The sequence below is a fragment of the uncultured Porticoccus sp. genome (assembly GCF_913061305.1).
Lineage (GTDB): Bacteria > Pseudomonadota > Gammaproteobacteria > Pseudomonadales > Porticoccaceae > Porticoccus.
This window is the reverse complement of the sequence record NZ_CAJXST010000008.1, coordinates 74,702-88,584: the sequence shown is the minus strand read 5'-3', so window position 1 is coordinate 88,584 and position 13,883 is coordinate 74,702. Positions and strand designations below refer to the sequence as shown.

At 52.9% G+C, this 13,883-nt stretch carries 13 protein-coding genes; 9 read left to right on the top strand and 4 right to left on the bottom strand.

What is annotated here, in order from left to right:
- Positions 1–3: 3 nt before the first annotated feature.
- Positions 4–897: a CHAD domain-containing protein gene (locus tag QZ516_RS10910; protein ID WP_297189557.1), complete on the top strand. Its 894-nt coding sequence runs from the start codon at positions 4–6 to the stop codon at positions 895–897.
- On the opposite strand, the gene nth is transcribed toward QZ516_RS10910, so the two are convergent.
- The 4 genes from nth to map are packed head-to-tail and all read right to left on the bottom strand — an operon-like array spanning position 898 to position 6,299.
- Positions 898–1,551 carry an endonuclease III gene (nth, locus tag QZ516_RS10905; protein WP_297189554.1) on the bottom strand — a complete coding sequence of 218 codons (654 nt, stop codon included), beginning with the start codon at positions 1,549–1,551 and terminating at the stop codon, positions 898–900. It abuts the gene before it with no gap.
- Positions 1,552–1,554: 3 nt separating this feature from the next.
- A complete protein-coding gene (gene dapC, locus QZ516_RS10900) occupies positions 1,555–2,769 on the bottom strand; it encodes a succinyldiaminopimelate transaminase (protein ID WP_297189551.1) in 1,215 nt (404 codons plus the stop codon).
- 48 nt (positions 2,770–2,817) lie between these two features.
- Positions 2,818–5,529: a [protein-PII] uridylyltransferase gene (gene glnD / locus QZ516_RS10895; RefSeq protein WP_297189548.1), complete on the bottom strand. Its 2,712-nt coding sequence runs from the start codon at positions 5,527–5,529 to the stop codon at positions 2,818–2,820.
- On the bottom strand, positions 5,529–6,299 hold the full coding sequence (gene map, locus QZ516_RS10890) for a type I methionyl aminopeptidase (protein WP_297189545.1): 771 nt from the start codon (positions 6,297–6,299) through the stop codon (positions 5,529–5,531). The genes glnD and map overlap by 1 nt, the downstream gene beginning before the upstream one ends.
- A gap of 263 nt (positions 6,300–6,562) precedes the next feature.
- On the opposite strand from map, the gene rpsB reads away from it, so the two are divergent.
- The 8 genes from rpsB (at position 6,563) to rseP (ending at position 13,860) form a co-directional block, all read left to right on the top strand.
- Positions 6,563–7,324 (top strand): 30S ribosomal protein S2, encoded by a 762-nt coding sequence (rpsB, locus tag QZ516_RS10885; protein ID WP_297189542.1) that lies wholly within the window; start codon positions 6,563–6,565, stop codon positions 7,322–7,324.
- Positions 7,325–7,417: 93 nt separating this feature from the next.
- Positions 7,418–8,281 (top strand): translation elongation factor Ts, encoded by an 864-nt coding sequence (tsf, locus tag QZ516_RS10880; RefSeq protein WP_297189539.1) that lies wholly within the window; start codon positions 7,418–7,420, stop codon positions 8,279–8,281.
- A gap of 75 nt (positions 8,282–8,356) precedes the next feature.
- A complete protein-coding gene (gene pyrH / locus QZ516_RS10875) occupies positions 8,357–9,094 on the top strand; it encodes a UMP kinase (protein ID WP_297189537.1) in 738 nt (245 codons plus the stop codon).
- Positions 9,087–9,644, top strand: a complete 558-nt coding sequence (gene frr, locus QZ516_RS10870; protein WP_297189534.1) for a ribosome recycling factor — start codon at positions 9,087–9,089, stop codon at positions 9,642–9,644. The genes pyrH and frr overlap by 8 nt, the downstream gene beginning before the upstream one ends.
- Before the next feature lie 25 nt (positions 9,645–9,669).
- Entirely contained in the window at positions 9,670–10,428 is a 759-nt protein-coding gene (gene uppS, locus QZ516_RS10865; protein WP_297189531.1) for a polyprenyl diphosphate synthase, read from the top strand.
- The gene (locus QZ516_RS10860; RefSeq protein WP_297189527.1) at positions 10,355–11,263 is read left to right on the top strand and encodes a phosphatidate cytidylyltransferase; all 909 of its coding nucleotides are present in this window, start codon (positions 10,355–10,357) and stop codon (positions 11,261–11,263) included. The genes uppS and QZ516_RS10860 overlap by 74 nt, the downstream gene beginning before the upstream one ends.
- Positions 11,264–11,267: 4 nt before the next feature.
- Positions 11,268–12,443: a 1-deoxy-D-xylulose-5-phosphate reductoisomerase gene (gene ispC / locus QZ516_RS10855; RefSeq protein ID WP_297189524.1), complete on the top strand. Its 1,176-nt coding sequence runs from the start codon at positions 11,268–11,270 to the stop codon at positions 12,441–12,443.
- A gap of 61 nt (positions 12,444–12,504) precedes the next feature.
- Positions 12,505–13,860 (top strand): RIP metalloprotease RseP, encoded by a 1,356-nt coding sequence (rseP, locus tag QZ516_RS10850; protein ID WP_297189522.1) that lies wholly within the window; start codon positions 12,505–12,507, stop codon positions 13,858–13,860.
- Positions 13,861–13,883: the final 23 nt, after the last annotated feature.

Below are 13,883 nucleotides of genomic sequence, written 5' to 3'. Positions count from 1 at the left end.
GCGTTGTCCGAAAAGTTATTGATCGTCGTGGATAATTTTGTTTTCCAGACAAGAAATTTAAGTGCAGAACTCAACCGTGTTGTCCTCCAGCAAGCAAGGTTGGCTCGGGAACAACTGCAGTCCCTGACCTCAACGCAACTCGAAGGTATTCACGGAGCGCGCAAATGCTTCAAACGCCTGCGCGCCTGTTACCGGTTGCTGAAATCATCGGATAGGGCAACCTTCCTGCAGGGCAATCAGTTCTTTCGCGACCTCTCCGCCAAGTTGTCTGTTCTCCGCGACACCCAGGTCATGAGGCAAACCCTGTTGTCACTGCGTGCCGGCAATCACGGGCTGGTCGATACTACGGTCTTTGACCAACTGGAGCGACAGCTGGCATTGCAACAGCGAGAGTCGATAGCCCAGGCAATGGCCCAGGCACAGCTGGTATCCGATCAATTGGGGCAGTTTCTCCGTCGGTACAATCAGGCGGAAAAACTGACCCTGGACTCAGATGTTCTGCTCAGGGCCCTGGTCAAAAGCTATGCCGTGGCACGACGCAGTTGGAAACCGGCGCGGCACAGTGGTGATGACGATGATTGCCACCATTGGCGCAAATGCACCAAGTATTACTGGTATCAACTACGGCTGATCTCGTTGCTCTGTCCACCACCCAAAACACAGCTGAATTCGCTGGACAGGCTCTGTAATCTATTGGGTGACTATCACGACCTGGCCGTATTAAAAGTGCAGTTGGCAGAGGTGCCCTCTACTGAACAACCGTTGCAGGGGGTAATTGCCCAGCGGCAGCGGCAACTGTTTCGGGAGGCTGATAATCTTGCTGAGTCGCTATTCAAGCGTCGCGCAGGTCATTATGCCGTGTGGCTGGCCAATCGTTGGCGCAAGACTGTGCCTTAGTCAGGCTTTGCGGGTTTTGATGGGTCGCTTCCGGTTGGGAAAACAGGTTTTGCAGATGTCGCAACTCAGTCCATTGCAGTTGCGGGCGGGGCAGTGTTCGCGACCGTAGTAAATAATCTGCAAATGCAGGGCGTTCCAGCTCTCCCTGGGAAACAACCGTTTCAGATCCTTTTCTGTCTGCACCACGCTGTTGCCATTGCTCAATCCCCAGCGCTGGGCGAGGCGGTGAATGTGCGTGTCAACCGGAAATGCGGGGTGGCCAAAGGCTTGGGACATGACCACACTGGCCGTTTTGTGGCCGACACCGGGCAACGTTTCAAGCGCTGCGATATCTTCAGGAACTTCCCCATTGTATTGATCCACCAGTATTTTTGAGAGATTTACAATGGCTTTGGATTTCTGAGGTGCCAGACCACAGGGGCGAATAATGTCATATACCTGTTGCTGTGAAACCTCACTCATGGCCCGGGCATTATCGGCTAACGCGAACAGTCTGGGGGTTACCTGGTTGACTCGTTCATCGGTACATTGGGCGGATAGCAACACGGCTACCAGCAGGGTGAAGGCATCCTGATGGACAAGGGGGATTGGCGGGTTTGGGTACAGTTGATCCAGTCTATGGCGGATAAACGCTGCCCGATCTTTTTTGAGCATGTTTCAGCCCCTCTGTTGAGCGGCTTCGACAAACCTGCGGATGCGCATGGCCGCTTCCCTGCATTCCCCCAGAGGTGCCACCAGCGCCATACGCACTCTGTTTTCTCCCGGATTGATGCCATCCGCTGTGCGCGCCAGATAGCGGCCGGGCAGGACAGTAATATGCTGTTGCCTGAACAGTTCCCGGGCAAAATCCTCGTCACTGCCAATATTTGCCCCGCGGGTGTCCGCCCACAAATAAAAGCCGGCATCCGGCATGTTCAATGGCAGCACGGGCCCCAGAATTTCTTTGAATATCGCAAATTTCTGCCGGTATTGATGACGGTTGCCCAGTACATGCTGCTCATCGCGCCAGGCTGCGATGCTGGCCAGTTGTGACGGGACTGGCATGGCGCAGCCGTGATAGGTGCGGTAGCGCAAAAAATTTGCCAGGATACGACTGTCACCCGCCACAAACCCGGATCTCAGGCCCGGTAAATTGGAGCGTTTCGACAGGCTGTGAAATACCACGCAGCGATCATAGCTGTGACGACCCATTTGTGCGCAAGCCTCCAGCAGGCCGATCGGTGGATGATTTTCATCGGGGTATATTTCCGAATAACACTCATCGCTGGCGATAATGAAATCGTATTGATCTGCGAGCTGGATTAACGTCTGTAATGTATCGATGTCCAGCACTGCGCCGGATGGGTTGCCCGGTGAGCAGATGTAAATAAGTTGGCACTGCTGCCAGATCTCCGGGGAGACGGATGCCCAGTCCGGGCAAAAAGCATTTCCTGCGGTGCAGTTGAGAAAATGCAGTCTCGCGCCGGCGAGCAGGGCGGCGCCCTCGTAGATCTGGTAAAACGGGTTGGGGCTCACGACCACCGGATCGTTACTGCGATTTATGACCACCTGGGCAAAGGCAAACAGCGCTTCTCTGGTGCCATTGACGGGCAGTACCTGAGTTTCGGAGCAGACTACCTGAAGTGTGAAGCGTTGACACAGCCATTCGGCTATCGTCCCGCGGAGTTCCGGAAGACCTTTGGTCAGGGGGTAGGCCGAGAGTTTATCCAGGGCATTGGCGAGTGTCTCCTTGACGAATTCCGGCGGCGGGTGTTTTGGCTCACCGATAGATAGCGCGATATGGGCGAGCGCAGCCGGTGGTGAAATGCCCGATTTGAGGGCGTTGAGTTTCTCAAAGGGGTAGGGGTGTAGCTTGTTCAGGTCAATGTTCATACGATCATCGGTTTATCGTGAGCAGTTGATGACAGAGTATTCAGTTTGTTATTGCCACAGCTTCATCTTTTGCAGCGGGGCCCCTTCAATATCTTCCTTGTTGCGGGCATCCAGTTCCCGGCAAATGGTATCGCGCAACTGCTCGCAGAATGCCGCGTCACTGAGCGGCTGATAGTCCATATCGACCAGTGAGAAGACATCTTCCACCCGCTCGCCAAGGGTCGCAATTTTGGCGCTCAATAGTCGTAGACGAAACTGCATAAAAATTCTGCCTAAATGCGCGAGCAGCCCGGGACGATCGGGCGTAATCACTTCCAGAATGGTTGCACTCTTCCCGATATCATTGCTGATGCTGGCGATGGTTCGCATCGTAAAGTGTTTGAGGTGCCTCGGTGTCCGTCTGTTTACGTTGAACATGGCGGGTGTTGGGTTTTTCAGCGTTTCTGAGAGGGTGCGCTGGATTTTGAGCAGCATCTCGGTTTTTTGCCCGAAGGGTTCGTTGTGCTCGTTCAGCACATAAAAAGTGTCAAAGGTATGACCTTCGGTATCGCGATGCAGGCGGGCATCCTGGATGTTTAGCTGGAGATGATCGAGCGTGGCCGCAGTGGTGGGAAATACGTTATTGATACCTTTGGTATGAATAAAAATCTGCGTGGCAATCGGGATTTCTACACCGGCGTCCTGAATCAGAATTACCGGGTCCGAGCTGTCTCCCTGGGCGGCGATGGCCGCAGTATAGGTGGCAATATCATCGGCCCGCTCCCTGAGGAAGAACTCGTCATCGACATTCCCCCAGATTGCGCGGGCGCGGTCCTCGTCAATGCCCAATTCCGCCAGCTGGTTAATGGCGGACAGCCGGTTGCTGTCCACCCACACGCTGCGATCAACCGGATTTTCCAGGCCGCGCTGCAATGCCCGTTTGGTCTCGGAGTAGAGTTGATGCATCAAGGCGGCTTTCCAGGCGGTCCAGAGGGTTGGATTGGTGGCGGTGATATCGGCGACAGTTAAAACAAACAGGTAATCCAGTTGCAGTTGGTTGCCGACCAATTTGGCAAATTTATAAATAACGTCCGGGTCAGAAATATCGGTGCGCTGTGAAGCGTTTGACATCAGCAAGTGGTGTTCCACCAGCCAGGCAATCAACTTTATCTCTTCGGTTGGCAAACCGTGTCTGCGGCAAAAATCGGCGGCATCCATGGCGCCCAGCGCTGAGTGATCTCCTCCTCGTCCCTTGGCAATGTCGTGGTAAAGCCCGGCAATGAAAGCCAGTTCCGGTTTCGGCAGGTTTTTATAAATGTGTGCGGCTACGGGAAATTCTTCTGCCACCTCCGGCCGGTCGAACAATCGCATATTCTTGATAAGCTGGAGCGTATGCGCATCTACCGGGTAACGGTGAAAAAGATCGTGCTGGGTCTGACCGATAATTTGCCCAAACTCCGGCAGGTACCGCCCCAGAATGCCATAACGGGTCATGCGCTGGAGTTGGGTGCTCATTTTGTGAGGGCAGCGGAGTAAGCGGAGAAACAGAGCCTTGTTTTGCGGTTCATTGCGGAAATCGTCGCCGATCAGTTTGCGGTGCTGGCGGATCTGGCGGATTGTGGCGGCACGAATGCCCTGAATATTGTCGTTCTCACCGAGCAGGCAGAAAATTTCCAGCAGGGCAGAAGGGTATTTGGCAAAAATATACTCACCCAGTGTTTCGATATGGTTGTCGCGAACCTGGAACCGATCATTCAGGGCATAGACATTCTTTGCCTTATCTTTGCGCAAAATGGCTTCATCGAGATACTGCAACATGACATCGTTGAGCTCCCGCATGGAGAGTACGACCTGATAGTAATGTTGCATGAATTTCTCAACGCCGAGGCGCTCTTCGCTGTCGTGATACCCGAACATTGCGGCCAGCTTGCGTTGATAGTCGAACTGTAGTCTTTCTTCGGGACGTTCTGCGATGAGATGCAAGCCGTAGCGGACTTTCCACAAAAAGGCTTCGCCCCGTTTCAGCTGCAGGTATTCCTCTGGTGTGAGGAAATCCCTGCCAACCAGTTCTTCCAGTGACTCGACGTTAAAATGGCGCTTTGCTACCCAGTTGATCATCTGAATATCGCGCAGGCCGCCGGGTGCCTCTTTGATGTTGGGTTCCAGGTTGTATTCGGTATTGCCGTGTTTGTTGTGCCGTTCGATCTGCTCATCCCACTTGGCGCGGAAGAACTGCTTGTCCGGCCAGATACGCTTCGGCCCGGTTTTCTTGATCATGGCGAGACGGAGTTTTTCATCGCCGGCAATGGTGCGCGTTTCCATCAGATTGGTGGCAATGGTGATATCAAATCGGGCTTCGGCAACACAATCCGACAAAGAACGCACGCTGTGACCGATTTTCAGCTGAATATCCCAGAGAAAGGTGAGAAACCCTTCGATACTGCGCTGGTGGCGCCTCGGGTTGCCGCGCCTGATCAGCAGCATCAGGTCAATATCCGATTGCGGGTGCAGCTCGCCACGGCCGTAACCGCCCACTGCGATCAGGCAGATATTTTTTCCCCAATCGAATTGTGCCCAGGCATACCGCAGGATGAGGTCCATGAAACCGGCGCGTTCAGCAATCAGGTTGGCCGTTTGTTCACCCTCATGAAAGCGGGCATTGAAATGTGAATTGGCAGCGGCGATCGCATTCTTGAAGACCGGGATGGGGTTGCAATTATTGAGGTCTTCGCTGAAACGGCGTTCATCGAAAAAAAGCAGTGGTTTTGCTGGTCTGTTCATTACCACTGCTCATCGGTGCGTGCAGTGAGTACTTCAACGCCATCAGCGGTGACTGCGAGCGTATGTTCCCATTGAGCGGATAAGCGACCATCCCGGGTTTCCACTGTCCAGCCATCTTTCTTCAGCTTGGTGTAGTGTTTGCCGGCATTCAGCATCGGCTCAATGGTAAATGTCATCCCCTGTTGGAGTGTCATACCCGTATCCGGTTTGCCAAAGTGAAGTACCTGGGGATCCTGATGAAACTCTGTACCGATTCCGTGCCCGCAGTAGTCGCGAACAACGCTGTAGTAGTTGGCCTCTGCATGTTGCTGGATGATATGGCCGATATCACCCAGCCGGATACCGGGGCGGACAATATCGATCGCTTTATAAAGGCATTCCTGTGTCACCTTTATCAAACGCACGGCATGCTCCGGTACGTCGCCGACGCAAAACATTTTACTGGTATCGCCGAAGTAACCATCTTTGATCACAGTGATGTCAATATTGAGTATGTCGCCGTTCTTCAGTACCTTTTTTGCCGAGGGTATCCCGTGACAGACCACCTGGTTAACCGACGTGCAAATGGATTTTGGAAAGCCGTGATAGTTGAGCGGGGCGGGAATGGTGTGTTGTTCATTGACCATGTAATTGTGGCAAATACTGTCCAGTTCACCGGTGGAGACGCCGGCCACCACATAGGGCTCTATCATTTCCAGTACTTCGGCGGCCAGTCGGCCGGCCACGCGCATTTTTTCCAGTTCTTCGGCGGTTTTCAGTGTGGCTGCCATAGTTATCTGTTCCGTTGCCAAGGATCAAAGCAGCGCATTGTATCGGATTGTCACAACCAGTGGCAGATTCCCCCGGAAAAAGCGGTTTCATCTTCAATAAAGCCTCATTTTGTGGTATAAAGCGCACCGCTTTGAAGCCAATGGTTTCTGGCGTAACGCAAACTTAACGACACACACGTATCGACACATCGGTCTGGGTGCCTGCAAAGCGGGTTGACCGGTGGGATATGTGGAGGTTTAACCCTAACCAGGACGATATTATTATGACTACTGTAACCATGCGTGACATGTTGCAGGCCGGTGTCCATTTTGGTCACCAGACCCGCTTCTGGAATCCCAAAATGGATAAATTCATTTTCGGTGCCCGCAATAAAATCCATATTCTCAATCTTGAGCACACGGTTCCCGCTTTTAACGATGCGCTGGAAATCGTTCGTCAGGTCGCCGCCAACGGCAATAAAGTACTGATGGTTGGCACCAAGCGTGCTGCACAAAAGGCTATTGTCGAACAGGCTGAGCGCGCGGGCATGCCCTATGTGAGCCACCGCTGGCTCGGCGGCATGCTGACCAATTACAAAACGATCCGTGCGTCCATTCGCCGCTTCCGTGAACTGGAAACCCAGAGTCAGGATGGCACATTCGACAGGCTGACCAAAAAAGAAGCGCTGATGAGAACGCGCCTCATGGAGAAGCTCGAACGCTCAATCGGTGGCATCAAGGATATGGGCGGTTTGCCCGATATGTTGTTTGTGATCGATGTGGATCACGAACGCATTGCTATCCAGGAAGCCAATAAACTGGGTATCCCCGTCATTGGTGTCGTTGACACCAACAGTAATCCGGACGGTGTGGATTACGTGATCCCCGGTAATGATGACGCCATTCGTGCCATCAAGCTCTATACCACGGCTGTTGCCGATGCCATTCTGGAGGGCAAAGCCCAGTCTGCCAGCGCCACCAGTAAAGACGAGTTTGTTGAGGTGGTAGAAGGCGAAGCTGCTGCTACAGAAGCGGCTGGCGAATAAATAGCTGCTTCATATGCATGAGCGCTGCTAAAAAAAGAGGGGGCCTGCCCCCTCTTTTCCAATTTAATTAAAATGATTGAGAGGAATGAACCGATGTCAGCAATTTCTGCATCCCTGGTGAAAGAGCTGCGTGAGCGCACTGGGTTGGGCATGATGGAATGTAAAAAAGCGCTGGTGGAAGCAAACGGGGATATCGAAAAAGCGATAGATGATCTGCGTAAGTCGAGTGGCCTGAAGGCTGCCAAAAAAGCCGGTCGCACCGCCGCTGAAGGGGTTGTGGCGATCAAGGTGGCCGACGACAACAGCTATGGCGTGTTGGTCGAGATCAACAGTGAAACAGATTTTGTCGCTCGCGATGACAATTTCCTGTCGTTTGTTAACTCGGTGGTCGAGAAAGCCTTTGCCGACAAGCAGACTGATGCTGCTGCACTGGCCAATGACGTGGAAGAAGTTCGTCAGGCGCTGGTTCAGAAAATAGGTGAGAATATCTCGGTTCGTCGAGTGATTCTGCAAGAGGCGCCAGTGGTTGGTAGTTACGTGCACAATAACAACCGTATTGGTGTGCTGGTGTCTATTTCCGGTGGTAATGCCGAGCTGGCTAAAGACATTGCCATGCATGTGGCTGCGGTCAACCCTCAAGTGGTAAATCCTGAGGACATGCCTGAGGAGTTGTTGGCCAAAGAGCGCGAGATTTTTTCGGTACAAGCCAGAGAGAGTGGCAAGCCAGAAGAAATTATCGAGAAGATGATCGATGGCCGGATCAACAAATTCCTTGCTGAGTCCAGCCTGGTTGCCCAACCCTTTGTCAAAGACCCGGATGTGAAAGTCAGCAAACTGTTGAAGGATGCCGGTGCTGAAATACTCTCGTTCACCCGCTTTGAAGTCGGTGAGGGGATCGAGCGAGAAGATGTTGATTTTGCTGCAGAAGTCGCAGCCCAGGTTGGCTCTGCCAAGTAATGAAGATGGCGACGGGGGCTTCGGCCCCCGTTATTATGTAGGCCCTTGAAAATTTAGCCATGGAGAACATTTCCTATGCCCGGTTCGAGAGACAAAAAGTACAAACGGATACTTCTTAAACTCAGCGGCGAGGAATTAATGGGTGAAGAGGGTTTTGGTATCGACCCGAAAGTGCTCGACCGCATGGCACTTGAGATCGGTCAGTTAATCGGCATCGGCGTTCAGGTGGGGCTGGTGATTGGTGGTGGCAATCTGTTCCGTGGTGCAGCGTTGCATGCGGCGGGTATGGAACGTGTCACCGGTGATCATATGGGCATGTTGGCGACCATGATGAATGGTCTGGCGATGCGCGATGCCCTTGATCGAAATAATATTTCTGCCCGGGTTATGTCAGCCATACCGATGAGTGGGGTAGTGGAGCATTATGATCGCCGCACGGCCATGCGCTATCTGACCGGTGGTGACGTGGTGATTTTTGCAGCCGGTACAGGCAATCCTTTTTTTACGACGGACTCTGCAGCCTGTCTCCGGGGGATTGAGATCGATGCCGGTATCGTATTGAAGGCAACCAAAGTGGACGGTGTATACTCTGCCGATCCTATGAAAGACCCTGAGGCTACTATGTTCAGTCGTCTCACCTATGACCAGGTCATTGAGAAAAAGCTTGCGGTAATGGATCTCACCGCAATATGCCTGTGTCGTGAGCATCATATGCCATTGCGGGTATTTCGTATGTCCAAACCTGGCGCCCTGCTGAATATTGTGGTCGGCAGTGATGAGGGAACCCTGATTGAGGAAAGTGTTAATGATTGAAGATCTGAAAAAAGATGCTGAATCGCGTATGGCAAAAAGTGTCGATGCCCTGAGCCATGCCTTCAATAAAATTCGCACGGGTCGCGCGCATCCCAGCATACTGGATGGTTTGACTGTGTCTTACTACGGTGTCGAAACGCCATTGAATCAAGTCGGCAATGTCAACGTGCTCGACGCGCGTACATTGTCTGTTTCTGTATGGGAAAGGGCATTGGTGCCCGAGGTGGAAAAGGCGATAATCAAATCTGACCTGGGATTGAACCCGTCTACCACCGGAGAACTGATCCGGATACCCATGCCGGCATTGACGGAAGAGACCCGCAAAGGTTTTACCAAACAGGCCAGATCAGAGGCGGAGTCGACCCGTGTATCCATCCGCAATGTTCGCCGTGATGTGATGTCCGATATCAAGGAGTTGCTCAAGGAAAAGGACATCAGTGAAGACGACGAACGGCGCGCCAATGAGAGCATCCAGAAGATAACCGACAAGTATATCCAGTTGGTGGATAAAGCGCTGGCCGCCAAAGAAGTCGATTTGATGGAAATCTGATCCTTGGATCGCTGTCTGTTTAAGCATGAAACCGTCTAGCAAGGAGCCTGAAAAGGTTCATCCGTTGCGGCATGTGGCTATTATCATGGATGGTAATAATCGCTGGGCTGCCATGCGGGACTTGCCCGGAAGCGCCGGCCATGAAGTCGGGGTTAATCGGGTTCGCGATGTGCTGGATGCCTGCCAGAAACATAACGTTGAAGTGATTACGTTATTTGCCTTCAGTAGTGAGAACTGGAAACGCCCGGATCTCGAAGTCCGCGCGCTGATGGCGCTGTTGACCTCCTATCTGAAAAAAGAGGTTCGACAACTGGTTGAACGGGGTATCAAACTGCGGTTTATCGGTCGCCGTGACAATTTCAGTGCCCGGTTGAACAACTTGATCACGGAGAGTGAGGCATTGACCTCGGCGGGCACGCAAACCTTGGTGCTGGCGGTTGATTATGGTGGTCGATGGGAGATTGCCGAGGCCGCCCGAAAACTGGCGGGCCTGGTTCAGCAAGGCAGGCTGAAGCCGGAAGAAATTACCGAGCAGTTGATGCACAGTCAGATGTCGTTGACAGATTTACCTCCCCCGGATCTTTGTATCCGAACCGCCGGTGAGCAACGAATCAGTAATTTCATGTTGTGGCACATGGCCTATACCGAGTTCTACTTTGCCGATTGTTACTGGCCGGACTTCGATGGATTGGCATTTGACCGAGCCATTGATGAGTATCATCGCCGGCAACGACGTTTTGGCAAGCGGGAAACCGGGCCAGAGGGTAGTCGACGACATGCTTAGGCAGCGCATTATCACTGGCATTGCCATCGCTGTCGTTTTCTTTGTAGCACTTTTTTTGCTGGGTCCGACCGGTTTCTCCCTTGCTATCGCCTGCCTCGTCGGCTTTGGTGCCTGGGAGTGGTCCAACCTGAGTGGGTTTTCCAGCCTGTTGCAACGGGTGTCCTACCTGTGCATCGTTTTGATTGTGTTATTGCTGTCAGCTACTCTGATTGATTTTCCATCAGTGGCAGCCCTGGACTTTAATGCTGGCCAGGCAATACTGGCGTATACCGTGCCATGGTGGGCCATCGCCTTATTGTGGGTGCAGGGGTACCCCTCAAGCGCCATTCTCTGGGGTAGCCGGTGGATGAGAGCCATCATGGGGCTGCTCGTGCTGGTGCCCACCTGGGTTGCTGCGGTGATGCTCATTCATCTCGAGCAGGGCCCTTGGCTCGTTTCCCTCGTCGTGGTACTTGTGGCAACAGCCGACATTGGTGCCTACTTCAGTGGTCGTCGTTTTGGCCGGCGTTACCTGTCTCCCCATGTCAGCCCCAAAAAAACCTGGGAAGGACTGTTTGGCGGTGTTCTGGCAAATTTGCCCATTGTCATCGCGCTGGGTTTTGGCTTTGGTTTGGATTTACGGCACTGGCTATTACTGGGGTTTACGGTGCTGGCAACGGTTCTCTCATCTGTTCTGGGTGATCTGCTGGAAAGCATGGTGAAACGTCACCGGGGTATAAAAGACAGTGGCAATATACTCCCTGGTCATGGCGGGTTACTTGACCGGATTGACAGCCTGACTGCAGCCCTGCCGGTATTTGCATTAATTACCGCTTCCAGTAATGGCTGGTTCTGACACTATGCAGCAACTGACGATTCTTGGTGCCACAGGCTCCATCGGTGTGAGCACTCTGGACGTTGTAGCAAGGCACCCCGACCGGTTCCGTGTTTATGCGTTGAGCGGGAACAGTCGTATTGCCGAGCTGGCCGAACAGTGCCGGTGTTTCAAGCCCACTTTTGCGGTAGTCGCTGACGTAGATGCGGCAGGGCAATTGCGTGAAAGGTTGCACAGCTGGGGCTTGAAAACTGAGGTCCTCTGGGGAGTGGAAGGACTCTGTCAGGTTTCGTCGGCCAAAGCCGTTGATGTGGTGATGGCCGCCATTGTGGGCGCCGCTGGACTATTGCCAACCCTGGCGGCTGCCAGAGCCGGAAAAAAAGTACTCCTGGCCAATAAAGAGTCACTGGTGATGGGTGGCCAGTTATTCATGGATACTGTGCAGAAGTCTGGTGCCATCCTGTTGCCAATCGACAGTGAGCACAATGCTATTTTTCAGTGTTTGCCCCAGGGTTATGACCCAGCTGAAAAAGGTGGTGTGAGAAAAATTCTGCTCACCGCTTCGGGTGGGCCTTTCCGCAATATTCCACTGGATGATTTGTCATCTGTAACGCCGGACCAGGCCTGTGCGCATCCCAATTGGCAGATGGGGAGAAAGATCTCGGTAGATTCAGCCACGATGATGAATAAAGGGCTGGAGCTGATTGAGGCATGCTGGTTATTCGGTCTTTCGCCCGATGAAATCGATGTTGTTATTCATCCGCAGAGTGTTATTCACTCCATGGTGGAATATGTGGATGGCTCGGTACTCGCCCAATTGGGCAACCCTGATATGCGTACGCCAATAGCACACGCTCTGGCTTGGCCAGAGCGTATTGACTCGGGGGTTGCCAGCCTGGATATCATTGCCACTGCCAGGCTGGATTTTGGGGCGCCAGACCTGCAGCGCTTTCCCTGTCTGGGGTTGGCAATGCGAGCGGCAAAAGAAGGTGGCAGTGCGCCGGCAGTTCTGAATGCTGCCAACGAAGTTGCGGTTCAAGGTTTTTTGCAGGGACGGCTTTCGTTCATTGATATTGCCCGTATCGTTGCCGAGACCTTAGAAAAACACGAAGTGGCTGAACTGGAATCCCTTGAGCATGTCCAACAGGTCGACACAGAAGCCCGTGAAGTTGCCCTAAAGCTGATTCGTTCAGCACATTAATAAAGCGAGCCGTCTTTTCAGCAAGCAGAAAGGGCAAAAACATTCACTTCAGGAAGTAATAATGGATTTAATCCAAACAATTTTTTTCATGTTGGTGGCACTGGGGATTCTGGTCACCTTTCATGAGTTTGGCCATTTCTGGGTAGCCCGCCGCTGCGGTATCAAAGTGTTGCGTTTCTCCGTCGGGTTTGGCACACCGCTGGTGCGCTGGCACGATCGATTGGGTACAGAGTTTGTCATCGCCGCACTGCCTCTCGGGGGTTATGTGAAGATGGTGGATGAGCGTGAGGGCAATGTGGCTGTTGAAGACTTGCCGTATGCGTTTACTCAAAAGAGCGTTTGGCAGCGGATGGCCGTGGTTATTGCCGGCCCAGTGGCCAATTTTGTGCTGGCTATTCTGGTCTACTGGTTGATATACAGCCTGGGTGTTACCGGTATGGCACCCGTTATTGATTCGGTTGCCCCGGGTTCAGTGGCGGAGCGTGCCGGCTTGCAGCAGGGACAGGAAATTGTTGCAGTCGATGGCAAGCCTACACCTACCTGGCAAGCACTCAATGAGCAGTTGGTCGGTCGGATTGGTGAGACGGGCTCGATAAGTTTCACGGCTAAACAGCCTGACAGGACCCAGACCTATGAGTATCGAGGTCAACTGGAAACCTGGTTGATGGAAGCCGATCAGCCAGATCCTATCGGCGGACTGGGACTGAAGCTCTACACGCCTCCAATTCTTCCGGTTGCCGAAAACATTACTTCCGGTGGTCCGGCAGATCAGGCGGGTCTGGTTACCGGCGATAGGATATTAAAGGCTGATGGCATAGCGATGGACGACTGGATCAGCTGGGTTAATTATGTGCGGGCCAGGCCGGCTGTTGCCATCGAGCTCAGTGTGCAGAGAGGTGAGGATGTCCTTGCAACGCGCCTGGTACCCGAGCGGGTCAACGGCGAGGATGGTAAGGCAATAGGGCAGGTGGGCATGTCCGTTCAGATGCCCGAATGGCCTGAGCATATGATCCGAAAAACGGATTACGGCGTGTTTGCAGCGCTTGGCCGGGGTGTTGAACAGACATGGAATATGTCTGTGTTGATACTCGACTCGGTAAAAAAGATGCTGACTGGACTGATTTCCTCAAAACACTTGAGTGGGCCCATCACGATTGCTAAAGTGGCGGGCGCTTCTGCCCAATACGGGTTTACGGCCTATCTCGGATTTTTGGCCTTTCTCAGTGTTAGTCTGGGTGTTTTGAATTTGCTTCCCATCCCGGTGCTGGATGGGGGACACCTGATGTATTACATGATAGAAGCAATAAAAGGGAAACCGGTGTCCGATAAAGTCCAGATGATCGGCTTCCGGATTGGGATGTTCCTAGTGATTGGGCTGATGTTGCTCGCCCTCTACAATGATCTGATGCGGCTGTAGCTGCTGTAACCAACAAGAATCAA